Origin of the sequence: Prevotella sp. AM23-5, from assembly GCF_003473645.1 — a bacterium.
Taxonomy (GTDB): domain Bacteria; phylum Bacteroidota; class Bacteroidia; order Bacteroidales; family Bacteroidaceae; genus Prevotella; species Prevotella copri_A.
The window spans coordinates 150701-174271 of sequence record NZ_QUCG01000001.1 but is presented as its reverse complement, the minus strand read 5'-3'; the positions used below and the strand labels follow the sequence as shown (position 1 = coordinate 174271).

Genomic DNA, 23571 nt, shown 5'->3' with positions numbered 1-23571 from the left:
CAGATTTCGCAGATGACGCAGATTCTTTTTCGCTGCTTTTTGCTTGATTTACGTCATGTAACTATGTTATAAAGTGTTTAAAACATTAAAAAAGCGCTGATAATCAGTCTATTACTTGCATATCTCGATTTTTTTTTGTATCTTTGCAAACGATAAGAATAAGGATATCATCCATATATCTGTTTTGTGTATGCTGGTATCCGTTAAGGTATCTAACGGAACTGAGGTGTGCAGCCTATCTTTTTCTCACAAGTTGCCACCGCGAAATCACTGATGTTGTAGTTCAGCTTTTCAGGTTCCATAAAACAAAAAATATGAAGAGAATAACAATGGTATTAGTCAGCATCTTGATGCTGATGATGAAGGTAAGTACAGCGTCGGCTGATACGAATGTAAATGTATCCTCTACCGATGATTTCGATTGGACTCCAGTGATGGAAGCGATTATCCAGGTAGAGAGTGAGGGTAACCCCAAAGCAAAGAGTGGAAGTTCTGTTGGTGTTATGCAGATTACTCCTATCTTAGTGGCAGAGTGTAATGACATTTTGAAGAGACGCAAGAGCAAGAAGCGTTTCACTTTGGCTGATAGATTCAGTATTGCAAAGTCTAAGGAGATGTTCCTCCTGATTCAGTCTGTCCACAATCCTCTGAATAGCATCGAGCACGCAATTCGTGCTTGGAATGGTGGAAACCATTATAGTGTGAAGAGGACACAGCGCTATTTTGAGAAGGTCATGAATCTTTTGAAAAAGTAATTGATTTTTGATATGTCCGATCTATCCTTCCAGGATGGATCGGATTTTTGTTTGTTCCCTATACTCATTCTCTTTTCCCACTTTTATTCCAGTTTCTGCTTTTTATCATACTTCTTCTCTATTTTTATCTGCCAAATCACACTTTTTTGCCTTTAAATGTTAAAAACGTGTTAAAAAGATAACTTTTTGCTAGTAATGTTTGGTGATTAATAAAAAAAGTAGTACCTTTGCACTCGCAATTCAGAAATGAGTTGATAATATCGCGGTGTGGAGCAGTTGGTAGCTCGCCAGGCTCATAACCTGGAGGTCGCATGTTCGAGTCCTGCCGCCGCAACCAAATAAAGGAAGTGATTAAGAAATCACTTCCTTTTTTGTTTTCTCCATATTATGTTTTTCTACCTTTTCTCCTCCATTGTCCTTTTTCTCTTATCCCTCTTACTGATCATGAATTTCTTTAGTTTTCCCATCAATTTCCCTTTCATTTTGCAATATATTCATCTGAAATCCAACATATTCTATTTTTTAACACTAAATATTTGCGTATATCGAATAAAACTACTACTTTTGCACATTGATAAATTTATGTGCAACTAATAAAATAAAGGAAGGGCTTCGATATGTCAGTATCCAAAACAAGACAAAAACTGGTAGATGTTGCAAGACAACTGTTTGCCAAGAATGGTATAGCCAATACTACAATGAATGATATTGCTGTAGCATCTGGTAAGGGGCGTCGTACGCTTTATACCTATTTCAGTAGAAAGGAAGATGTCTATTATGCAGTCATCGAGTCGGAGTTGGAGCGTCTTTCTGATAAATTGGATGAGGTAGCCAACTGTAAGATGCGTCCTCAGGACAAGATCATAGAATTGATTTACACCCATCTCAGTATGATCAAGGAAACAGTGGTACGTAATGGCAATCTTCGTGCTGAGTTCTTCCGTAACATCTGGATGGTAGAGAAAGCTCGCAAGAACTTTGATGAGGATGAAATCGAAATCTTCCGTCGTGTCTATGCCGAGGGAAAGGAAGATGGGGAATTTGACATCGACAATATTGATTTAGTTGCTGATATTACCCACTATTGTATCAAGGGGCTGGAAGTACCTTTCATTTATGGAAGATTAGGCCATGGTATGAATGTGGAGTCAAGTAAACCGCTGGTTGCAAAGGTTGTTTATGGCGCCTTGGGTAAATCAGGCTTAAAACTTTAAATAAGATATTCATAATAAACTGATTATTAATTAAATAAGAAAGAAATGGGATTATTAACAGGTAAAACTGCCCTTGTAACAGGTGCAGCTCGCGGCATCGGTAAGGCTGTCGCTATGAAATTTGCTTCTGAGGGTGCTAACATCGCATTCACAGACCTCGTACTCAATGATGATATGGCAGCAGGCTTGGAGGCTACTCGCAAGGAGATTGAGGCTCTTGGTGTAACATGCCGCGCATATGCTGGTAATGCTGCTGACTTCGAGGAGACTGAGAAGACCGTTAAGCAGATTCACGCAGATTTCGGTTCTATCGATATTCTCGTTAACAACGCAGGTATCACTAAGGACGGTTTGATGCTTCGTATGAGTGAGGCTCAGTGGGATGCAGTTTTGAATGTAAACTTGAAGTCTGCCTTCAACTTTATCCACGCTTGTTCTCCTATCATGCTCCGTCAGCGCAGCGGTTCTATCATCAACATGGCTTCTGTTGTTGGTGTTCATGGTAACGCTGGTCAGTGCAACTATGCTGCTTCTAAGGCAGGTATGATTGCTTTGGCTAAGTCTATTGCCCAGGAGTTGGGTCCTAAGGGTGTACGTGCTAACTCAGTAGCTCCTGGTTTCATCGAGACTGCTATGACAGCACAGTTGCCAGAGGAAATCCGTAAGGACTGGATGAAGAAGATTCCTTTGCGTCGTGGTGGTCAGACTGAGGATATTGCAAATGTTTGTCTCTTCCTCGCTTCTGATATGTCAAGCTACGTAAGCGGTCAGGTAATCCAGATCGATGGTGGTATGAATATGTAATCTATTGGCATCTGTTTTAGATAAAACATGCAGGTAGTTTACGAGGACAACCATATAATTATCGTCTCTAAGAGAAGTGGTGAAATCGTGCAGGGCGACAAGACCGGCGATGAGCCTCTCTCAGAGACGGTAAAACAATATATCAAGGAGAAATACCAGAAGCCAGGAAATGTATTTCTGGGAGTGGTGCATCGACTTGATCGTCCTGTCTCAGGACTCGTGGTATTTGCCAAAACCTCCAAGGCTTTGAGCCGTCTGAACAATATGTTCCGTGATGGCGAAGTTCACAAGACCTATTGGGCTATCGTGAAGAATATGCCACGTGAGACTGAGGCAACATTGACTCATTGGATAGTAAGAAACGAAAAGCAGAATAAAAGCTATGCTTACGACCATGAGGTGAAGAATTCGAAGAAGGCGATATTGAAGTATAAGGTGATAGGGCATACTGATCATTATACCCTTTTGGAAGTGAACCTGATGACAGGCCGTCATCATCAGATCAGATGCCAGTTAGCTAAGATGGGATGCCCGATCAAGGGCGATCTGAAATACGGTTCCCCTCGCAGCAATGCTGACGGAAGTATCTCTCTTCTCTCGCACAAGGTAGAGTTTGTGCATCCAGTATCAAAAGAAACCATTGTAGTGGAAGCTCCTCTGCCAGATGATAATCTATGGAGAGCTATTGCTCCATAACAATTTAATATCCATGCTTATGAAGAAATATGCGAAATGGATGGGGATCGTTGTTATTACCCCATTCGTGCTCATATTATTGTTAGCTGTTTTGCTTTATTTGCCTCCAGTACAGAACTGGGCAGTAAAGCAAGTTGCTTCTTATGCTTCAGAATCGACAGACATGGATATTTCCGTAGAGCATGTACAACTCGTTTTCCCTCTCAAGCTGGGAGTGGAAGGCGTGAAAGTACTGCAACCTGTCGATTCATTGAAGAACAGCAGAAACCTTGCTTTAAGAAATAAAAAAGATACCGTAGCCGACATCCAGAAGATGGTGGTAGATGTACAGTTGCTGCCACTTTTCAGCAATCAGGTGATGGTGGATGAACTGAACTTCACGAAGATGAAGGTGAACACCACCAACTTTATCCACGAAGCCCGAATCAAGGGAGATGTGGGCAGATTGCAGCTGATGGCGCATGGTATAGATCTGGGTAAGGAGCACGTGAATGTGAACGATGCCCTGATTTCAGATGCCAGATTGTCTGTAGAATTGAGCGATACAGTTCCGCCAGATACGACTCCGAGCACCAATTACTGGAAGATCAGCTTACAGAAACTGAAACTAAAGAATACCGATTTTACCCTACACATGCCTGGAGATACCCTTCAGGTGAATGCTTATTTCGGTGATGCGATTGCCCGCACCACCTACCTTGACCTGTTCAAAGGTCTGTATCAGGTCGAGCACTTGGACTGGAAGAACGGCAGGGTGAACTACGACCAGAATTTCGAACGCTCGGTATCCGGTCTGGACTTTAACCATCTTGCCTTCCACGATATGGCATTGAAGGCCGATTCCTTCTATTTCTGCGATTCCAGGATTGATGTAAAGATCAAGGAAGCAAGTATGAAGGAGAAGAGTGGACTGAAGATAGATCAGCTTAATGGCAGATTTGTGATGGATTCAGTGAAGTTGCAGTTGCCGGATCTCTATTTCCGTACTCCAGAATCTCATTTGCAGGCTACTGTAGATATGGATATGGATGCCTTTGCCGAGAAGAATCCTGGCAAGGTAATGGCGCGTGTGAAAGGTGCCTTGGGACGTTCTGATCTTTTTCTCTTCATCGGTGATGCATTGCCGAAGCAGATGAAGAGCCGATGGCCTTACTATCCGATGAAGGTGGAAGGTTCGCTGAAGGGAAACATGCAGCGTGCCTCTTTCTCGGGAGTCAAGGTGAATCTGCCTACTGTTTTCGATTTAAGCACGGATGGTATGGTAGCTAATATGACAGATATGAATCGTCTGAAAGCGAATATCAATCTGAAGGCACGTACCTACAATCTCGGTATGGTAACAGCCATGCTCGATCCTGCCTTAACACAGGAAATCCGCATCCCTAGCGGCATCGGCATTCAGGGAAATGTGAAGATGGATGGAACGAAGTATGCCACCAAACTGGCTCTTACCGAAGGTAAGGGAAGCATGAAGGTGGATGCTGCCATCGATGCCAAGACCCGTAGGGATGGCAGCATCGATATGAATCGCCTGGCTTATCAGGCAAAGTTGCAGGCACGACAGATTCAGGCCCAGCATTTCCTGCCTCACCAGAATCTCTACACCTTTACGGGAGAGGTAGAGGCAAAGGGCGTGGGTACTGATTTCCTGTCGCCTCGAACCCGACTGATGGCGAAAGCCAAGGTTAACCAGGTACATTATGACCAGTATCAGTTGCATGACATGGTGGCTGATGCGCAGGTTGCCAACGGTAGAATTCATGCCAAGCTGGATAGTAGGAATGAGCTGCTGAATGGTAACATCGCCGTGGATGCCCTGGCTAATACCAAGAAGTTGCAGGCTACACTGGTGGCAGATGTGCGCCATGCCGATATGTATCAGTTGAAGATTACCGATAAGCCAGTGGATGTTTCGCTCTGTGGTCAGATCGATGTTCTTTCCGATCTGAAGGATAGTCACAAGGTATGGGCTAACCTGGATGATATCACCGTAAGGACAGAAAAGAAAGTCTATCGCCCAGTAGGTGTGAAGGTAGATATCCTGACCGATAGAGATACCACCCATGCCATAGCAGAGTGTGGAGATTTCCGTCTGAACATGGATGCGCATGGAGGCTACGAGAAACTCCTGCACAGAGTTACCGGTTTGCAGAAGGAATTATGGAAGCAGCTCAAGAACCGTCGCATTGATCAGGTGATGATTCGCAACAGTTTCCCTAGCGGACATATCTACCTTTCTACAGGTAAGGACAACTTTATTTCCCGATTCATCGAATATATGGGTTACCATTTCAAGTCGGTGGAGATGGAGCTGAATGCTTCGCCTGTGGCAGGACTCGAAGGATATATGAACATCGACTCCCTGGTAGCGAGTGGCATGCAGCTGGATACCATCCGTGCCCAGGTACATACGCAGGGAGATACCATCCGCTATTCAGCCCGTGTTCAGAACAACCGTCATAATCCGCAGTATGTGTTCCGGGCATTGGTAGATGGTGAGGTGCGGGAGCATGGTTCCAATATCAAGGCTCGCCTCTATGATGCATCCAATAAGTTGGGTGTGGATGTGGGACTCGCTGCCATATTGCAGCCTAATGGTGTGAAAGTGTCTCTGATAGATACCCATCCGATATTGGGTTATAAGGAGTTCGTAGCCAATGATTCCAACTATGTGATGTTGAGTGATGACGGACGTGTATCTGCCGATCTGGTGCTGAAGGCAGCAGCGGGCAATATGGGTATGCGTGTCTATTCCAACGATAAGAACGAGGATGCCCTGCAGGATATCACCGTCAGCATGAGCAGGTTCAATCTGGACAAGGTGCTGAGTGTGATTCCGTATATGCCGGATATCACGGGTATCATGGATGGTGACTTCCACTTTATCCAGACCAAGGAAGAACTCTCTGTTTCTTCTAATCTGAAGATAGATAACATGACCTACGAGAAATGTCCGATGGGCAATGTGGGCTCGGAGTTTACCTATATGCCAAAGAGTAACGGTTCTCACTATGTAGATGCCATCCTTACCTATGAGGGTGATGAGGTGGCAACTGTTACGGGTACATACAAGTCGGAAGGTGGCGGCGATCTGGATGCAGAGGTAGGATTAGAGAAGCTTCCTTTGCACTTTATCAATGGTTTTGTACCTGATCAGCTCATCGGTTTGAAGGGATATGGCGAAGGCGCCCTAAAGATGAAGGGTGCCTTGAGCAATCTTGATATCGATGGTGAGGTATATCTCGATTCTGCTTATCTGGTAAGTGTGCCATACGGTATTTCCATGCGATTTGCCAATGATCCTGTGCGCATTACGGATAGTAAGCTGCTCTTCGAGAACTTCATGATGTATGCCAACAATGAGAGTCCGCTCAATATCCAGGGTGCCCTCGACTTCACGGATGTGGAGAATATGAAGCTGAATATCCGGATGAGAGCACAGGACTTCCTGCTGATTGATGCAGAGGAGAATGCCCGTTCCGAGGCATTCGGCAAGGCGTATGTCAACTTCTTCGGAAGCATGCAGGGCTCATTGTCTAATCTGAAGATGATGGGTAAGCTGGATGTACTGGGCAAGACCAATATGACCTATATCTTGCGTGAGTCGGAACTCACTACCGATAACCAGCTTGAGGAACTGGTGAAGTTTACCAATTTCAAGAGTGGCAAGGAGGTAGTGGTTCAGAAGCCTACGCTGGATGGTTTCGATATGTTGCTGAGTATGTCAATCGATGAGTCGGCGCGTATTCTCTGTGCCTTGAATGCCGATAAGACCAATTATGTGGATCTGATGGGAGGAGGCAATTTGCAGATGCGGTACAATACGGCTGACGGTATCAGATTGACGGGTCGATATACCCTGAATGATGGTGAGATGAAGTACTCTCTGCCTATCATTCCATTGAAGACCTTTGATATACAGGATGGAAGCTATATCCAGTTTACGGGTGATCCGTTTAATCCTACCCTGAATATTACGGCAACGGAGGATATCAAGACTACCGTCAACGAGGGTGAGGGTAGTGGACGCTCGGTGGATTTCATCTGTGGTGTGAAGCTGAGTCAGACTCTGGAGAAACCGGGTATCCAGTTTATCATCTCGGCATCCAACGACCAGACCATCCAGGATGAGTTGAATTCGATGAGTGTAGAGGAACGAGGCAAGATTGCCATCACGATGCTGGCTTCGGGTATGTATCTGGCGAGTGGAACCACCAGTTCGTTCTCGATGAATACCGCCCTGACTTCATTCCTCAACTCCGAGATCAATAACATTGCAGGTACAGCCATGCGAAGCATCGGACTCGATGTGGGTATGTCGGTGGATAACCAGACCAATGCCTCTGGCGGAACGCATACCGACTACAACTTCAAGTTCGCCAAGCGATTCTTCAATAATCGCCTGAGTTTCTCTGTGGGTGGACAGGTTTCAACCGGTGCAGAACTGGAGAATGCCAACAAGAATGAGTCTTTCTTCAACAATGTGGAGGTTCAGTATCGTCTCAACGAAGGAGCCAGCATGTATGTCAGAGCCTTCTATAATGCCAACACCTACGATTGGCTGGATGGTCAGATTGGGGAGTATGGCGGCGGTTTCACCTGGCGCAGAAAGCTCTCCAAGTTCTCGGATATCTTCAGATGGAAGACTGAGAAGCAGCAGGTGCCTGCAGATTCTCCGATGCTGCGAACCCGCAAGGATTCAGTGATGCTGCGAATCCGCAAGGATTCTGTTATTAGAAACAACGAAAAATAAGCTAGTGAATATGAGAAAGAAGAATCGACTTCACCTTATTATATATATAGCGGCAGCGGTGATGCTGTTCAGCTTCCTGTTTACAGGGTGCTCTTCTACGAGTGCCCTGAAGGAAAATGAGCAGCTGTTTACCGGTTTGAAGCCTATAGAATACTCCAACTACGAGGCGAATACCTATGCCGATTCGGTGAAGGAAGAGATGGAGTTTGCTCTTGCATCAGCCCCAACGGGAGCTTTTATGGGAAGCAGCTATTTCCGTACTCCGTTTCCAGTCCGTCTGTGGATATGGAACGCCTTCTCTCGGTCGGATGATGCCCTTTCCAAATGGATTACTAAGGTATTCGGTTCGAAGCCTAAGTTGATGGAGAATGTGAATCCGAAGTTGAGAGCACAGGTAGCTGAGCATCAGCTCGACAAGTTGGGCTATTTCAATGGCAAGGTAGATTACGAAGTGCTTACCCAGAAGAATCCGAAGGAAGCCAAGGTGGCTTATAAAGTGAATATGGGACATTTGTGGAGATTGGATTCCGTGGCTTATCTCAACTTCCCGGAGCATGGCAAGCAGCTCATAGATTCTACGATGTCGCAGGCCGTCATCAGAAAGGGAAGCCCGTTCAATGTCTCCAATCTGGAGCAGGAGCGTCAGCGACTCACCCGTCTTTTCCGCAACCATGGCTACTATTTCTATCAGAATGGCTATGCATCTTATCTTGCCGATACCGTGAATACGTCCGGCAAGGTGAATCTCCGGCTGTCGATGGTGGACAGCATAGAGCCGGAAGCAACCCGCCAGTGGTATATTGGCAATATCAACATCAACTTCAAGAAGCAGTTCATGGAGGAGATGACCGATAGCTTCGTGCGCCGTTATCTGAGTTTCAGATATGCGGGTAAGAAGATGCCGATTCGTGCCGGAGTAGTGCTCAGGGAGTTGAAGCTCCGACCACGAAAGCTTTATATGGTGGATGATGAAAATACGGCTAAGGCAGGATTGCAGTCGATGGGACTCTTCAGTTATACCAACCTGCAGTTTGTGCCTCGGAGCACTCAGATTTTGGACAGCCTGGGAAATGTGCAATATTGCGATACTCTGGATGCCAACATCGATCTGGTATTCGACAAACCCTACGATTTCTATGTAGAAGCCAACGCCAAGGGCAAGACTACCGGAAGGGTAGGTCCGGAGCTGGTGGTGGGTCTTACCAAGCGCAATGCCTTCCGGGGTGGAGAGAAGCTGGATATCAACATCCATGGTTCTCATGAGTGGCAGACCATCACGGGGCAGGGGGGAAGTTCCAGCAAGATCAATTCCTATGAGTTCGGATCAGATGTCACGCTGTCGTTCCCAAGCATCATCACCCCTTGGAATGCTTTCCGCACGATGGCACAGAATGAGCGCAGATTCCGCCGAGGTCATATCCCTCGCCGTTACTATGGTACGCCGAATACCACCATCAAGGCATCTATGAATATCCTGAACCGTGCTGGCTATTTCCGCCGTCATGTGGCTGGAGGAGAGTTGACCTATGATTGGGCAACCTCTTATCAGCATCGCCATTCGTTCAGTCCGCTGATTCTTTCGTATGAGTATATGAACTATACTTCTCCGAAGTTCGACAGCATCATGAACAACAATGTGTATGTGGCAACTTCGATGGCCGACCGTTTCATCCCAAAGATGAGCTATACCTACACCTATCGCAGTGCGCAGAAATACCGCAATCCTATCGTGTGGTCAACTACGGTGAGCGAAGCCGGCAACATTTTGTCGCTGGGTTATCTTGTCGCTGGCAGGAAATGGAACGACAAGGATAAGACGATGTTCAAGAACGAGTATTCTCAGTTCTTCAAGCTGGAAACTGATTTCGTGAAGTACTGGAAGCTGAATGAAACATCCACCCTGGTGGGACACCTGAATGCCGGAATGATCTGGAGTTACGGCAACTCGACTCAGGCACCTTATACGGAAATGTTCTATGTAGGTGGAGCCAACAGTATCCGTGCCTTCAGTGTGCGAGGTATCGGACCAGGTGAGCAAGACTACAGTGCCCTGAGTAACAAGTATGCCAACATCCTTCGTACGGGAGATATCAAGTTCCAGGTGAATCTGGAATACCGTCCTAAGATCTGGGGCGATCTTTATGGTGCTCTGTTCCTGGATGCCGGTAATGTCTGGATGAAGGATGCCGATTTTTCCTCTTTCGAGGCCTTCAAGTTTGATAAGTTCTACAAGCAGCTGGCTGTAGGCACTGGAGTGGGTATCCGCTACGATATGGGAATGTTTGTGGTTCGAGTGGATTGGGGAATCGGTCTGCATCTGCCATACGATACAGGTAAGAGCGGATTCTACAACATTCCAAGCTTCAAGAAGAACCAGAGCTTGCATTTGGCTGTGGGTTATCCGTTCTAGCATCATTTGTCAGTGGACTATCCGTTCTAGCACCGGTTTTTGGGGGCGAAGCTCCATAAATCATTCAAATATTGATGTAAATCAAAAAAAAGTAGAAAAAGATGCCGCTAGGTGCATTTTTTTTATTACTTTTGCAGGTGATTAAACGTAAATATCAACTATTAAATAAAAATATAGATTATGAAACCTACATTATTGCTTTTGGCTGCTGGTATGGGTAGCCGTTATGGTGGTTTGAAACAGCTCGATGGTCTGGGCCCTAATGGTGAGACTATTATGGACTACAGTATCTACGATGCTATTCAGGCTGGTTTTGGTAAGATCGTTTTCGTTATCCGCAAGGATTTCGAGGATCAGTTCCGCGAGAAAATCCTCTCTAAGTACGAGGGCCATATCCCAGCAGAGCTTTGCTTCCAGTCTTTGGATGCACTCCCAGAAGGATTCAGCGTACCTGAGGGTCGCGAGAAGCCATGGGGTACCAACCACGCAGTGTTGATGGCAAAGGACGTTATCAAGGAGCCTTTCTGCGTAATCAACTGCGATGACTTCTACAACCGTGACTGCTTCATGGTTATTGGCAAGTTCCTCTCTGAGCTTCCAGAGGGTAGCACCAACAAGTATGCTATGGTAGGTTTCCGCGTAGGCAACACCTTGAGCGAGAACGGTACAGTAGCTCGTGGTATCTGCTCTAAGGACGAGAACGAGAACCTGACAACTTGTGTAGAGCGCACCGAGATCATGCGTATCAATGGTGAGGTTTCTTACAAGGACGAGGAAGGCAAGTGGGTTGCTGTAGGCGACAACACTCCTGTATCTATGAACGTATGGGGCTTTACTCCAGATTACTTCGCTCACAGCGAGGCTTACTTCAAGGAGTTCCTGAGCGATCCTAAGAACATGGAGAACAAGAAGGCTGAGTTCTTTATCCCATTGATGGTCAACAAGCTCATCAATGAGGGTACATCTACCGTTAAGGTACTCGATACCACCAGCAAGTGGTTTGGTGTAACTTATGCAGCCGACCGCCAGAGTGTAGTAGATAGAATCCAGAGTCTCATCGACGAGGGTGTATATCCTAACAAGCTCTTCTAATTTTATTTGATGGATATTCAATTAGATATTTTAAACGAAAAGGAAGCCGCTATTCTCCGAGAGACGATAGCGGCTTCTCAGCGTATTGTCATCTGTGCCCACAAGTCACCGGATGGCGATGCTGTTGGCTCATCTTTGGGATGGGCTTATTTTTTGCGCTCTTTGGGTAAGAGCCCTGTCATCTGTGTGCCTGATATGATACCGGATGCCCTTTCCTGGTTGCCTGGCTGTGATGATATCGTGAGATACGACAAGCATCCTGAGAAGGTGCAGCAGGCTTTTGATGAGGCTGATCTGGTATGCTGCGTGGATTTCGGCAGCACTGGCAGACTGGATGAGATGGATCATGTGCTTGCTGGCTGCAAGGCACAGCGTGTTGTCATCGACCATCATCTGGCTCCTAACCTGGAGGCTAAGCTGATGATTTCGCAGCCTCATGCCAGCAGCGCCAGCGAACTGGTGTTCCGTGTGATATGGCAGTTGGGTGGTTTCCCTGAGTTGGATAAGACTTGGGCTACCTGCGTTTATTGCGGTATGATGACCGATACGGGTGGATTCACCTATAACTCTACCAATCCGGACATCTACTACATCATCTGCCAGCTGCTTACCAAGGGTATCGACAAGGATAAGATTTATCGCAGCGTCTTCAACAACGCCCGTGTTTCTGCAGTCCGCTTCCGTGGTCATCTGATGAACGAGAAGCTGCAGGTCATCGAGTCGCTCCATGCCAGTTACTATACCGTAACCCGCAAGGAGATGAAGGAGTATGATTTCATCAAGGGCGATCTGGAAGGATTGGTGAACGTGCCTCTTACCATCAGAGGTCACAAGCTCTCCATCTCGCTCCGAGAGGATACCGATATCGACAACCGTATATTGGTGAGTCTCCGTTCTGTGGATGATTTCCCATGCAATAAGATGGCGGAGCAGTTCTTCAATGGTGGCGGTCATCGCAACGCATCAGGCGGTAAGCTGCTTTGCAGTATCGGGGAGGCTGAGAAGATTGCCCAGAAGGCAATTCTTGCCTTTTCCGATTTACTGAGATAAGGAGCACTTTGCGCCTGTAAAAATGGAAAAATAAGGAAAAACAACCCCGAAAGAGGCATTAGGATGATAATAAGTGATAAATAATAATAAAATCATCCTATACTTCTCGGTGTTGTCTTTTCTTTTTTGTACCTTTGCCCAATAAATTAGAATTTAGTAAAAGGAATGAAGAAATTTTTGTTTGCCATCATGGCTATAGCAGCACTTTTCTCGTTTGCTGCATGTAACGATACTGAGACATATAAGGATTTGCGTGACCGCGAGTTGGACTCTATCAGTTCTTTCTTGCGTCATGAAAACGTGAAGGTCATTTCAGAAGAAGAGTTCAAGAGTCGTTGGGAGAAGAAGCAGAAGGACAACAGCGTGGTTCTTACTGATACTTCCAAGAACAACAACGAATATGTGCTTTTCAACAGTAACGGTATCTATATGCAGGTATTGGAAATGGGCTGTGGCGACTATATCAAGATGGGCGAGACTACTGATGTGCTCGTTCGTTTCTCAGAATACAATCTGAATACCGCAGCAGAGATGAGTCTCAAATCTTTGCAGTTGAGCAATAATCTGAAGCAGTACTCTTTCTATACTGATAAGATGACCGTGACCAATAATTCTGGCACTTTCACCGGTACTTTTGATGTGAATAGCAGCTTGATGGTAGCCACTTACAACAAAAACTACTCCGGCGGTTATAGCGGAACAGTACCTAGTGGCTGGCTGGTTCCTTTCAGTTGGGTAAAGATTGGTCGTGGTAATGCCGAGGGCGAGAGAATAGCTCACGTTCGTCTGGTAGTTCCTCATACCTATGGTACTACAGCGGCATCAGGAAGCGTATATGCCTGCCTCTATGATTTAACCTTGCAGAGAGGCAGATAAGATAATTTCATTTTAAAAAGATATTATTATGACACTGATTAAGTCTATTTCTGGTATCCGTGGAACCATCGGCGGTCCAGCGGGCGATACTTTGAATCCGCTCGACATCGTCAAGTTTACATCTGCTTACGCTACATTCATCCGTCGTAGCGGTGCTTCTAAGAGCAACACCATCGTGGTTGGTCGTGATGCACGTATCTCGGGCGAGATGGTAAAGAATGTGGTTTGTGGAACTTTGATGGGTATGGGTTACGATGTATTGAACATCGGTCTGGCTACTACTCCTACTACGGAGTTGGCTGTAACCATGAGTGGTGCTGCCGGTGGTATCATCATCACAGCTTCTCATAACCCACGCCAGTGGAATGCTCTCAAGCTTCTCAACGAGAAGGGTGAGTTCCTTACTGCAGCCAATGGTAGCGAGGTATTGAGCATTGCTGAGAAGGAAGATTTCGAGTATGCCGATGTAGATGCTCTCGGTAAATATACAGAAGATGATACATTCAACAAGCGCCATATCGATTCAGTGCTAGCATTGAAGCTCGTGGATGTTGAGGCTATCAAGAACGCTCATTTCAAGGTTTGTGTAGATGCCATCAACTCTGTAGGTGGTGTTATTCTCCCAGAGTTGCTCGATGCACTCGGCGTAGAATATACATTCCTGAATGCAGAGCCTACAGGTGATTTCGCTCACAATCCAGAGCCATTGGAGAAGAACCTCGGTGGTATTATGGATGAGTTGAAGAAGGGTGGCTACGATATGGGTATCGTTGTTGACCCGGATGTTGACCGTCTGGCTTTCATCTGCGAGGATGGTAAGATGTTTGGCGAGGAATATACCCTGGTAAGTGTAGCTGATTATGTATTGAGCAAGACTCCAGGTAACACCGTCAGCAACCTTTCATCTACCCGTGCTCTCCGCGATGTAACCGAGAAGCATGGTGGTTCTTATTGTGCTTCTGCCGTTGGCGAGGTGAATGTAACTACCAAGATGAAGGATGTTCATGCAGTGATTGGTGGCGAAGGCAATGGTGGAGTTATCTATCCAGAGAGCCACTATGGCCGTGATGCCCTCGTAGGTATTGCTCTCTTCCTGAGCAGTCTGGCTCATAAGGGTTGCAAGGTAAGCGAGCTTCGTGCCAGCTTCCCTAACTACTTCATCGCCAAGAACCGCATTGACCTGACTGCTTCTACCGATGTAGATGCTATCCTCGTCAAGGTGAAGGAGCTGTATGGCAAGGAGAAGGATGTAGCTGTTACTGATATCGACGGTGTGAAACTCGACTTCCCTGACAAGTGGGTTCATCTCCGCAAGAGTAACACCGAGCCAATCATCCGCGTATATAGCGAGGCTTCTACCATGGAGCAGGCTGATGAGCTTGGAAAGAAGCTCATGCAGGTAGTTTATGATATGCAGTAAGATATTGTATCATATATAAGATATTGTATATATATAAGATACTGTATTTATATAAAAAACGACTTCCCACGATTATAGGCAGCAATGCTTATAAGCGTTGGAAGTCGTTCTCGTTTATAAAAGTTCCGGCTCGATCTGATGGAAAACTTATTGCTCAGCCAGTTCTTTCATAGTATCGTTCAATGTATTGAATAGTACATTGATGTTTTCCTCCTGGTTCTTGCACGCCTCCTTGAAGAGAGCGACAGGATCTTCTGAATCGCCCTTCAGCGGAGCCTCGTTCAGGAGGATATTCACATTGTTCAGCAGCATACCGTGCAGGGTAGGCATGTGTAGCTGCTGCTGGGTGCCTTCCTTGCTGCCACATTTCAGTCCGGCAGCGTATGCTTTCACGATGATGCGCACCAGCAGATGGATTGCCATCGGTTCATCGGCAAGGCTGATGAGTACACCGTGGGTATAATCTCGTACGTGCTCCTCTATGCTTGTAAACTTACCCTGCAGGAGCCAGGTGAAGTTGCGCTTGTATTCAGCTTCCATAGCCTTGTACAGCTGGTTTGATTTGCAGGCGATGCGCAGATAGTCGAGCATGGTTGGCTCGAAGGTAGGATCGGTCTTCTTCATGCTCTCAAAATTCTTCTGCATGCGCTCATTAGCCTCTTCAGCACTCTTGTAGTTGAGTCGTACGAGGGTAGAGAACATGATGTCGAAGAAGTACTGGTTCACTTCTCCATAGTGTTCCAGCATCATCTGCTTCACCTCTTTGGGGTCGTTCTTCTTCTGGAAGTCATCGCCGCCAACCGCAGCATCCATGATGCCGCGTGCGTATGCCTCGAAGAATCCTCTTACGAAAGAGGCTACAGCCTGATAACTATTGATTCTCTTGCTCATTGTCTTTTGAATGTTTTAATCAAAATGTTTTAATCAAAGATAATTTAATCAAAATGTTTTAATCAAAAATCTTAAATTCATATCCCTGTTCCATCAGCCACTCTATGGATTGTGGAAGTGCCGTCTTCAGCTTGTCGATGCTCTTCAGCGAGTCGTGGAAGGTGATGATGCTGCCGTTGCGGGCATATTTCTTCACATTGTTCACCACATCTTCTGCCGTCATCCACTTGGAATAATCTCGGGTCACCACATCCCACATGATTACCTTGTAGGTGCGGTGCAGCCACCAGTACTCGCTCTGTCGCATCCAGCCGTGAGGTGGACGGAAGAGATGGGCGTGGATGATGTCATTCGCCTTGTTGGTGTTGAGCACGTAGGAGATGACACGATGCTTGAAGGCACCGATATGATTGAAGGTATGGTTACCTATCTGGTGCCCCTCTGCTACAATCTGGTTGTAGAGATCGTGGTTGCGCAATACGTTTTCGCCCACCATGAAGAAGGTAGCCTTGATATTGTACTTTCTCAAGGTTTCCAGGATGAATGGGGTGGATTCGGGAATCGGACCATCATCGAATGTGAGATACACCGAATGGTCGTTCTTGTCCATTCTCCATATTGCTTTCGGATATAACCATCTGAGCCATTTGGCTGGTTGCTCTATGAACATAGGAATAACTTGATTAGGGGATGATACAAAAAGGGAGACCTAGCAAAAACGCCAGGTCTTCCTTGATATTCTTTATTTTACTGATTGCCCTGTGGCATACTGCCGCCTCTGCCGCGATAGAGTGTATAGAGAGCATTGAGCTGCTTCTCATAACTCTTCTGCAACTGAGGGCTTACCATACCTGCCACATCGCAGATGCTCTGCATAATCATGATCTGACGGATGCAGTCGTTCTGGCTCTGCAGGAAGCGGTCGTTGCTCAATGAGAGGTAATAGTTGAGATACTGGTGAGCATTCTTCCAGATAGCCTCTACATATTCCTTACCCTTTGCCTTCTGACCGGTGAGCAGCCAACCGCGAGCCATATCCAGACCACCGCTCATGTATTCGAGGGTGACATTGTATGGAGGAATCTCCACATCAGCCTTCTTCAGGATGTTGATAGCTTTTTGGTTCTTGCCCTCGGCGATGAGCTGGAGGGCTGTCTGGGCGAGCAGGCGTCGGTGGGTATAGCACATACGCATGGTAGTCTCGTCGATATAGAGTCCCTTCTGCTTCAGGTTACCGAACTTGAATCGGGTCATGATGTTGTGATAGGTCTTCTCTACATCGAAGTTCTTGGCACCTGGCTTGTTGGTGGTGAACGGAGTGATACGGTTGATAAGACCCTCCTGTACGAAGTTGTCGCCAAGGTTCATATAGTTCTCCTCTCCCACGGTAAGAGCCACGTAGATAGGACGTGTCCAGTTGCACTGTGACAGCATTTCGAGCATCATCAGGTCGCCCTTGTAGAGAGCATTCTTGCCTGCGAGCGAAATCACCATCTTGTCTGGGATGGTATCAGAAGCCATCATCATGCCGCTCTTCTTCACAGCCTCCTTGTCGATTGTTACATAGACGGTATCTGTAGGGATGAAGTGCATGTCTGGGTTCTTGCTGCGTACCCAGTACTTCAGGATGTTCTTGAGCTCGAAAGGCTCATCACCAAACTGCTTCTTGGCATTCACTGGGTCCTGCTTGTAGAAGTCGAGAATCTGCTGCTTAGCCTCTGGCTGGACAGAAACATACTCGTTGGTACCCGAACAGAAGTCGAGACGTGGCCAGGTGATTGGCACGGATGGTGAGTTGTATGCAGGACGCATCATCTGGTCGATATACCAGTCGGTCTGCAGATAGCTCAGGTTACAAACGCGGGCATCTGTTCTTACACCTTCTACCTCCTGGTTGTACCAGAGTGGGAAGGTATCGTTATCACCATTGGTGAAGATGATTGGGTTACCCTTCTCCTGGAGCGACATCAGATAGTTCTGACCGAAGTCGCGGCAGGTGTAACGTCCTGAACGGTCGTGGTCATCCCAGGTCTGTGATGCCATCTGGATAGGAACGAGCAGGGTTACCACAGCCACGATAGCTGTTACGGCAGTACCGCTGAGCTTCATCTTCTGCTTCAGAAGGTCGATGATGGCGAGAACGCCAAGACCGCACCAGATAGCGTATGCATAGAATGAACCGGCGTAGGCATAGTCACGCTCACGTACCTGCATAGGCGTCTGGTTCAGATAGAGCACGATGGCAAGACCTGTCATGAAGAACAGGAAGAATACCACCCAGAACTGCTGGATACCTACAGGAAGAATCTCCTCTGTCTCCACGCCGTTCTTGATGACCTTGCGCTTGCGGGTGTACCAAGCCTGCCAGAAGAGACCGATGAGACCGAGAATCAGCGGCATGCAGTAGAACACGTTGTGTCCCTTGTTTGCCTTCAGGTCGTCTGGCATTTTGCTCTGGTCGCCATAGAGAGCATCGTCGATGAATGAGAAACCGGTAATCCAGTTACCGTGCTCAGGCTCTCCGTTGCCCTGGATATCGTTCTGGCGTCCGGCAAAGTTCCACATGAAGTAGCGCCAGTACATGAAGTTGCACTGATAGGAGAGGAAGAAACGGATATTCTCCATCTGTGTAGGAACCTTCACCATCATGTTCTCGCCACAACGGTCGTAAGGCACCTGGTTACCCTCTACGCCACCCATCCAGTCTTCGTATGCCTGGGCATGAGCCGAACTGTGCATACGTGGGAAGAGCATATTCTGTGCATATACATACTTGTTCTTATGGCTTACTACGAAGTAAGAGTCCTTCTCATCGGCAGAAGCCTTTTCCTTGCGCTGATAAACAGGTGCACCTTCCTTCGTCACAGGCTTGCACATGTTGCCGTCAGCTTCGAGAGCCACCTGAGAAGTATAAGCCTGACCATAGAGCAATGGAGTATCGCCATACTGGTCGCGGCTCAGATAACTGCCCAGGGTGAAGATATCCTCAGGAGAGTTCTGGTCCATAGGAGGGTTGGCGGATGAACGGATCACGATGAGCGCATAGCTTGAGTAACCGATCATCAGCATCAGCATGCAGAGCAATGCTGTGTTCTTGATGCGTGCAGAGATGAGAGGCAGCAGCTGCATCTTCTTTTTCTCGATACCTGTAGCCTGGTCAACGCCGGTTACTACTTCCTTCTTGCGCTTGTAGTTGAGTACAAACCAGAGGATAGCCAGGATGATGATGCCGGTGATGACAGCGCTCCATCCATATCCGAAGAATGGGATGCCGAGCATGCCGAAACCGAGAACGAAGGCGATGTTCTGCTTCTTCTCGTTCTTCTCTGATGCATTGTAGGTCTCGTAGATACCCCAGATAACAGAGGCTACGAGGCAGATGATATATACGATTTCACCGGTATTGAATGGGCAGCCGAGTGTGTTGACGAAGAACAGCTCAAACCATCCGCCTACAGTGATGATGCCTGGAACCACACCATAAAGTACGGCTACTACCACCAGGAATGAAAGGAAGAGCGCCATGAGCGAACCCTTCAGGTTGGCATGAGGCACCTTCTTGTAGTAATATACCAGTACGATGGCTGGGATGCAGAGCAGGTTGAGCAGGTGCACACCGATACTCAGACCGGTCATATAGGCGATGAGCACGAGCCATCGGTCGCTATGAGGTTCGTCGGCATGGTCTTCCCACTTCAGAATCAGCCAGAATACCACAGCGGTGAAGGCAGAAGAGAAGGCGTAAACCTCACCCTCTACAGCAGAGAACCAGAAGGTATCGCTGAAGGTGTAGATGAGTGCGCCCACCATACCTGATGCCTCGATGGCAATCAGCTTGCTGGTGGTCATCTCCTTCCAGTCGCCGATGATGAGCTTGCGTGCCAGATGGGTGATGGTCCAGAATAGGAACATGATGCAGACGGCACTGAGGAGTGCACTCATCGTATTCACCATCTTGGCTACCTGCGTGGTATCACTGGCGAAATGTGTGAAGAAATTGCCCATGAGCATGAAGAATGGTGCCCCAGGTGGGTGACCGATCTCCTGCTTGTAGGCAGTTGTAATAAACTCAGGACAGTCCCAGAAGCTGGCTGTCGGTTCAATTGTGGAGCAATATACGAATGCCGCAATGATGAATGCGACCCATCCGAAGATATTGTCCACTAATCTGTACTGTTTCATTATTGTTTAAACTTTAATGTATTATATTTCTATGTTTCCTATTATATAATGTGTATAAAACGTTGCAAAGATACTAAAAAGTAAAGAGATAGCGTAGGATTGCTTCTCTTTTTTAGGTTATATTAAATTTAAATAGGTGATGTTTTATAAAAAACACATTATACATTCAGGAAATGCTCTTCCAGCTTTTCTCTTGGCATATCTGCCGTATCGTGATAATGCAGGTGCTGGTTTACACAGGCGATATGCTTCACGTTATTGAGCACTTCGGCTACATCGTGACTGACGATGATGATGGCGCACGCCTTGTTGATCTGCTCCAGCATCTCGTACATCTGCTTTTGGAATCGGCGGTCGATGTAGGTGTTAGGCTCATCGAGAATCACGACATCGGGTTTGGATACGATGGCACGGGCGAGGAGCACTCGCTGAAGCTGACCACCGCTGAGGGCAGCGATGTGCCGGTCTTTGAATTCCGTCAGCTGCATGCGCTCCAGGGTATCGAGCACCTGCTGGTGCTGTGCCTGGGTGTATCGTGAAAAGAGACCTTTGGTCTTGCTGAGTCCGGCAAGTACTACCTCATATACGGAGATGGGAAACTGCTTGTCGAGCTGGTTGTATTGTGGGAGATAGCCCATCGAAATCTCCTTTGTTTCCTCAACTTTTGCTTTGCCGTTTTCATCAAGAACCGTTTCCCCGCTCTCATCCTTTATTTTTCGGAAGTATCTGATGGTTCCTTCCGTAGGCTTCATCAGTCCCAGAATGAGGCGCATGAGGGTAGTCTTGCCACCACCGTTTGGTCCGATGATGCCAAGATAATCGTCTTGATATACGGTGAGATTTACGTCGCTGAGCACCTGCTTGCCGTCATATCCGGCGGAAAGGTGCTCTATTTTTATGATTGGAGTCATATGATTGTAGTTTTTACTTCCCAACAACGATTTTCTTGCCCTGTACCGCTGCTGCAGCTTCCTGCATCGCCCAGTTCCAGTCGCCCTGCAATGGATTGATATCCATTGGTTTGGTGTGGCTCTCCTTGATGAAGGTTGTAGTATTGCGGTTGGCAAATTCAGCTTGTATCAGGCAGAACTTGATATTCTCTTTTCGGGCTCTCTGGATGAGGCTCTTCAGCTGGGCAGCACTAGGCTCCCTGCCTTCTTCCTCTATGGCAAGCTGTTCCAGCTGGTAATCACGGGCAAAGTAGGTGAGGATAGGGTGATAGATCACAAACTTGCGTACCAGGTCTGGGTCCTTTTTGAAGCTCTCCTTGATGGTGCTGTCTCTCTTGTCGATGATGCTGAGCAGCGACTGGTAGTTCTTCTCGAAGAAAGCCTTGTTCTTTGGCTCCAGTTCGCAGAGCGCCTTGAGGATGTTGCTGGCTATGATGCGGGCGTTGCTGCAACTCATCCATACGTGTGGGTCGATGTTGCCACCCGGCGTCTTGGCAGGCTTGATGCCCACGGAAGTATCTATCACTTTCATTTCCGGAGCGTTGTCCTGCAACTTCTTCATCCAGGTTTGCTCAAAACCGATGCTACCCACTTTCAGATAGAGGGCACTCTTCGAAAGCTCCATCATCTGCTGGGCGTATGGCTCGTAAGTCTCCGGGTTGTTGCCATTCGATACCATCACGTTGACATCCACCTTGCCTTTGGCAATTTGATCTACGAAATACTTGTAGGGGGAAATCGTAACTGTAACTGTAACCGCAGGCTTCTCTGTTCCGGAAGCCTTTCCCGAATCTGCCTGTTTCTGAGGTGTACCCTTACATCCTGCAAGAATAACACATAATATAATAAGGTATAGAAATCTCTTCATATATTAAAATCTTCTTATGTTATAAATCGGCTTATATGTTTATACGATGAAGCTGAGACCATAAACCAATAGGATATATCTCAGCACTTTTCCGATGGTGATGCTGATGGTAGAGATGATGATATTGGCTCTTGTCAGTCCCAGCACGATGGTGATGGCGCTTCCCAAAATCGGGATGAAGGCGAAGAAGCCCATCCAGGCACCTCTATCAGCCATGAATCTTTCTGCCTGATCCAGTTTCTCCTTCTTCACGTGCAGATATTTCTCTATCCATTCCATCTTGCCCAGTCTGCCTACACCATAGTTGAACAGCGATCCCAATACATTTCCTATGCTGCCATATATCACCAAAGGGATGGGATCCAAACCTGCTGCCTGCAAGCCCGACATCACTACCTCGCTGCTGAAAGGAAAGAAACTGCCGGCAAGAAAGGCGGAAACAAGCATGCCCCAATAGCCCCAGTTGATTAAAAAGTCTATTATGTAACCCATTGAATATTATTTGTTTAATATTCTTGATGCAGCGTTTCGCTGCATCAAGAATATCTCTGAATAACTCTTATCTCTGAATAACTCTTATCCCAGAATAACTCTTATCCCTGAATAGCCTGCAGCAATATCGTTTCTGGAATGAAGATATTGTATAGCAATATCAATACCATGATGATCAGCGCCGAGATAAAGACGATGTTCGCCACTTTTCCCTTGGTATAGGTGATGAAGTGAGCGGTGAGTGGTGCCGTATTTACAATCATGATGCTGCTCAACTCCTTGATATGCTGAGGCTGCAGGATGATGAAGGCAAGACTCACATAGTTGATCAGAATGAATGAATTGTAGATCATTCGGGTACGGATCTTATCTGCATAAGAGGTATGCAGGAAGTGTATGCTGCCTAATGTGCTCAGGATGATGAGGAACAGGAGATTCACCACCTCGTGGTCGGTAACCTGCGAATAATCGAACAGATCATGATAGTTGATGAATTCTGCAAAATGACTGATCAGTCCATCTATATTATTGGTGTAGGCGAAGTAACCCGCTGAGAACCAATACGGCATGATGAGACCGATGATAGATGCAAAGAAGTTTCTGATGCTGAAGGAATTGGTGAATACCATCATCATCAGCCACAGGAAGGGCAGGAAATATCCCACCTGGATGAACACCAGTGAGGCGAGTCCTACGCAGAAGAAGGCATAGAAGGTCCATCCTGCCGCCCGCCTGTCCTGGTAACTGTTCCAGATGATGAGGTAGAAGGCGATGGAGCACATCGTCACGATGCTTGCCTTGAAGGAGGGTGTAGGCAGAGAGGTCATGGTGATGAACACCAGGAAACTGCAGGACACCATTCGGCTGTAGGTTCGCATCAGGGAATTATGGTTGTTGAGCTCCACCATCAGCAGGGTAGAGAGAATGGTGAAGGCGAACTGCACCCAAATGTTAGCTACTAAAAAACCTACAGCAACCCATACCAAGGCGGCAAGGGTTGCTGTTACAGGTAGAGCGTAGCGGCTAGCCGCCACTTTATTTTGAAAAGTTTTCTTTCTTAACATCTAATTTTTTGAAATATGATGAAGCTTTTGCCCTTACAGGGCGACATTCTCCCT

Annotated in this window: 17 protein-coding genes and 1 tRNA gene; 11 read left to right on the top strand and 7 right to left on the bottom strand. The window is 46.8% G+C overall.

Annotated features, from left to right (window positions below; translation table 11 throughout):
- The first annotated feature begins 359 nt into the window (after nucleotides 1-359).
- The 11 genes from DW657_RS00725 to glmM all read left to right on the top strand — a co-directional run bounded on the left by DW657_RS00725 (nucleotide 360) and on the right by glmM (nucleotide 15070).
- A complete protein-coding gene (locus tag DW657_RS00725; protein WP_369973459.1) occupies nucleotides 360-755 on the top strand; it encodes a lytic transglycosylase domain-containing protein in 396 nt (131 codons plus the stop codon).
- Nucleotides 756-1016: 261 nt separating this feature from the next.
- Nucleotides 1017-1092: transfer RNA gene (locus tag DW657_RS00720), tRNA-Met, on the top strand.
- Nucleotides 1093-1372: 280 nt separating this feature from the next.
- On the top strand, nucleotides 1373-1969 hold the full coding sequence (locus DW657_RS00715; RefSeq protein ID WP_117663502.1) for a TetR/AcrR family transcriptional regulator: 597 nt from the start codon (nucleotides 1373-1375) through the stop codon (nucleotides 1967-1969).
- A 45-nt stretch (nucleotides 1970-2014) separates the two neighbouring features.
- On the top strand, nucleotides 2015-2773 hold the full coding sequence (fabG, locus tag DW657_RS00710; RefSeq protein ID WP_118311027.1) for a 3-oxoacyl-[acyl-carrier-protein] reductase: 759 nt from the start codon (nucleotides 2015-2017) through the stop codon (nucleotides 2771-2773).
- 27 nt (nucleotides 2774-2800) lie between these two features.
- Nucleotides 2801-3469 carry an RluA family pseudouridine synthase gene (locus DW657_RS00705; RefSeq protein ID WP_117663501.1) on the top strand — a complete coding sequence of 223 codons (669 nt, stop codon included), beginning with the start codon at nucleotides 2801-2803 and terminating at the stop codon, nucleotides 3467-3469.
- Between the two features lie 19 nt (nucleotides 3470-3488).
- Nucleotides 3489-8222 (top strand): translocation/assembly module TamB domain-containing protein, encoded by a 4734-nt coding sequence (locus tag DW657_RS00700; protein WP_118311042.1) that lies wholly within the window; start codon nucleotides 3489-3491, stop codon nucleotides 8220-8222.
- A gap of 10 nt (nucleotides 8223-8232) precedes the next feature.
- Entirely contained in the window at nucleotides 8233-10632 is a 2400-nt protein-coding gene (locus DW657_RS00695) for a BamA/TamA family outer membrane protein (RefSeq protein WP_118311026.1), read from the top strand.
- A gap of 180 nt (nucleotides 10633-10812) precedes the next feature.
- Nucleotides 10813-11724, top strand: a complete 912-nt coding sequence (locus DW657_RS00690; protein ID WP_089544919.1) for a nucleotidyltransferase — start codon at nucleotides 10813-10815, stop codon at nucleotides 11722-11724.
- A gap of 15 nt (nucleotides 11725-11739) precedes the next feature.
- Complete coding sequence (locus DW657_RS00685) at nucleotides 11740-12774, top strand: bifunctional oligoribonuclease/PAP phosphatase NrnA (protein WP_118311041.1); 1035 nt, start codon at nucleotides 11740-11742, stop codon at nucleotides 12772-12774.
- 165 nt (nucleotides 12775-12939) lie between these two features.
- Entirely contained in the window at nucleotides 12940-13650 is a 711-nt protein-coding gene (locus DW657_RS00680; protein ID WP_118311025.1) for a DUF4827 domain-containing protein, read from the top strand.
- A gap of 28 nt (nucleotides 13651-13678) precedes the next feature.
- A complete protein-coding gene (glmM, locus tag DW657_RS00675; protein WP_118311024.1) occupies nucleotides 13679-15070 on the top strand; it encodes a phosphoglucosamine mutase in 1392 nt (463 codons plus the stop codon).
- A gap of 147 nt (nucleotides 15071-15217) precedes the next feature.
- On the opposite strand, the gene DW657_RS00670 is transcribed toward glmM, so the two are convergent.
- The 7 genes from DW657_RS00670 to DW657_RS00640 form a co-directional block, all read right to left on the bottom strand.
- On the bottom strand, nucleotides 15218-15961 hold the full coding sequence (locus DW657_RS00670) for a hypothetical protein (RefSeq protein WP_118311023.1): 744 nt from the start codon (nucleotides 15959-15961) through the stop codon (nucleotides 15218-15220).
- A 58-nt stretch (nucleotides 15962-16019) separates the two neighbouring features.
- Entirely contained in the window at nucleotides 16020-16631 is a 612-nt protein-coding gene (locus DW657_RS00665) for a polysaccharide deacetylase family protein (protein ID WP_089544915.1), read from the bottom strand.
- Between the two features lie 77 nt (nucleotides 16632-16708).
- Nucleotides 16709-20143 (bottom strand): DUF2723 domain-containing protein, encoded by a 3435-nt coding sequence (locus DW657_RS00660; protein ID WP_118311022.1) that lies wholly within the window; start codon nucleotides 20141-20143, stop codon nucleotides 16709-16711.
- A gap of 158 nt (nucleotides 20144-20301) precedes the next feature.
- A complete protein-coding gene (locus DW657_RS00655) occupies nucleotides 20302-21054 on the bottom strand; it encodes a metal ABC transporter ATP-binding protein (RefSeq protein WP_118311021.1) in 753 nt (250 codons plus the stop codon).
- A 13-nt stretch (nucleotides 21055-21067) separates the two neighbouring features.
- A complete protein-coding gene (locus DW657_RS00650; protein ID WP_118311020.1) occupies nucleotides 21068-21961 on the bottom strand; it encodes a metal ABC transporter solute-binding protein, Zn/Mn family in 894 nt (297 codons plus the stop codon).
- Between the two features lie 39 nt (nucleotides 21962-22000).
- Nucleotides 22001-22453: a YqaA family protein gene (locus DW657_RS00645; protein WP_089544912.1), complete on the bottom strand. Its 453-nt coding sequence runs from the start codon at nucleotides 22451-22453 to the stop codon at nucleotides 22001-22003.
- A 101-nt stretch (nucleotides 22454-22554) separates the two neighbouring features.
- Entirely contained in the window at nucleotides 22555-23517 is a 963-nt protein-coding gene (locus DW657_RS00640) for a hypothetical protein (protein ID WP_118311019.1), read from the bottom strand.
- Nucleotides 23518-23571 lie beyond the last annotated feature (54 nt).

Bases quoted from the DNA above. Each gene is read 5' to 3' on its own strand.
- DW657_RS00725 (WP_369973459.1), top strand. From the start codon at position 360: ATGAAGGTAAGTACAGCGTCGGCTGATACGAATGTAAATGTATCCTCT.
- DW657_RS00715 (WP_117663502.1), top strand. From the start codon at position 1,373: ATGTCAGTATCCAAAACAAGACAAAAACTGGTAGATGTTGCAAGACAA.
- fabG (WP_118311027.1), top strand. From the start codon at position 2,015: ATGGGATTATTAACAGGTAAAACTGCCCTTGTAACAGGTGCAGCTCGC.
- DW657_RS00705 (WP_117663501.1), top strand. From the start codon at position 2,801: ATGCAGGTAGTTTACGAGGACAACCATATAATTATCGTCTCTAAGAGA.
- DW657_RS00700 (WP_118311042.1), top strand. From the start codon at position 3,489: ATGAAGAAATATGCGAAATGGATGGGGATCGTTGTTATTACCCCATTC.
- DW657_RS00695 (WP_118311026.1), top strand. From the start codon at position 8,233: ATGAGAAAGAAGAATCGACTTCACCTTATTATATATATAGCGGCAGCG.
- DW657_RS00690 (WP_089544919.1), top strand. From the start codon at position 10,813: ATGAAACCTACATTATTGCTTTTGGCTGCTGGTATGGGTAGCCGTTAT.
- DW657_RS00680 (WP_118311025.1), top strand. From the start codon at position 12,940: ATGAAGAAATTTTTGTTTGCCATCATGGCTATAGCAGCACTTTTCTCG.
- glmM (WP_118311024.1), top strand. From the start codon at position 13,679: ATGACACTGATTAAGTCTATTTCTGGTATCCGTGGAACCATCGGCGGT.
- DW657_RS00670 (WP_118311023.1), bottom strand. From the start codon at position 15,961: ATGAGCAAGAGAATCAATAGTTATCAGGCTGTAGCCTCTTTCGTAAGA.
- DW657_RS00665 (WP_089544915.1), bottom strand. From the start codon at position 16,631: ATGTTCATAGAGCAACCAGCCAAATGGCTCAGATGGTTATATCCGAAA.
- DW657_RS00660 (WP_118311022.1), bottom strand. From the start codon at position 20,143: ATGAAACAGTACAGATTAGTGGACAATATCTTCGGATGGGTCGCATTC.
- DW657_RS00655 (WP_118311021.1), bottom strand. From the start codon at position 21,054: ATGACTCCAATCATAAAAATAGAGCACCTTTCCGCCGGATATGACGGC.
- DW657_RS00650 (WP_118311020.1), bottom strand. From the start codon at position 21,961: ATGAAGAGATTTCTATACCTTATTATATTATGTGTTATTCTTGCAGGA.
- DW657_RS00645 (WP_089544912.1), bottom strand. From the start codon at position 22,453: ATGGGTTACATAATAGACTTTTTAATCAACTGGGGCTATTGGGGCATG.
- DW657_RS00640 (WP_118311019.1), bottom strand. From the start codon at position 23,517: ATGTTAAGAAAGAAAACTTTTCAAAATAAAGTGGCGGCTAGCCGCTAC.